Genomic DNA, 1062 nt, shown 5'->3' on the forward strand with positions numbered 1-1062 from the left:
CTGTGTTAAAGGTTAAGCGGCGGCTAACGTCGTCACTTACTTTAGCAATCGTTTCATGCGTTTTTAAGCGAAGCGCTTTCTGCTCTTTGTTCAGGCTGGCAACATCGAGTGCAGCCACATCGCCCTGAGAAACGTGAGAATACACCTGGCGCCAGATACGCTTAAGGAAACGGTTTGAACCTTCAACCGCACTGTCAGACCATTCCAATGATTGCTCAGGAGGCGCAGCAAACATAATAAACAAACGAACGGTATCAGCACCAAACTGGTCGATGGTGGTTTGTGGGTCAACACCGTTGTTCTTAGATTTCGACATCTTGCTCATGCCAGAAGACAACACTTCGCTACCGTCAGACTTGCGCTTGCAGCTAATGGTTTTGCCTTTTTCGTCCGTCTCGATATCGACTTCAGCTGGCGCGATCCAGATCTTGCCACCTTTATCGTCTTCCTGATAGAAGCTTTCAGCCAATACCATGCCTTGGCATAACAGACGCTTGAACGGCTCGTCACAATTTACCAAGCCGACATCTCGTAACAGTTTGTGGAAAAAGCGCGCATAAAGCAGGTGCAAAATAGCGTGCTCAATACCACCAATATATTGGTCTACAGGCAGCCAGTAATTTGCCGCGCCTGGGTCTAACATGCTGTCAGCAGACTGAGGTGAACAGTAACGTGCGTAATACCAAGACGATTCCATAAAGGTATCGAAGGTATCTGTTTCACGTAGTGCAGGCTGACCATTATGAGTCGTCTTTGCCCACTCCGGGTCGCTCTTGATAGGTGAGGTGACACCGTTCAGCTCAACGTCTTCAGGCAGTACAACAGGCAGCTCATCTAAAGGAACAGGAATCGCGCTGCCGTCTTCAAGATTCTTGATCGGGATAGGTGTGCCCCAGTAACGCTGGCGAGAAACACCCCAGTCACGCAAGCGATAGTTAATACGCTTTTTGCCAGTGCCTAGCGCTTCGAACTTGGCAACAATGGCATCAAAGGCTTCTGCCGAGCTTAGGCCGGTGAATTCACCTGAAGTCACCAATACGCCTTTTTCAACAAAAGCTTCTT

The 1062-nt window shown here is 49.0% G+C and carries 1 protein-coding gene; it reads right to left on the reverse strand.

Going from position 1 to position 1062, the window contains the following annotated elements; all coding sequences use genetic code 11:
- On the reverse strand, positions 1-1062 hold a 1062-nt coding region (locus A3735_RS05305), incomplete at both ends, for a class I tRNA ligase family protein (RefSeq protein ID WP_156499420.1).

The sequence above is a fragment of the Oleiphilus sp. HI0061 genome, from assembly GCF_001635675.1.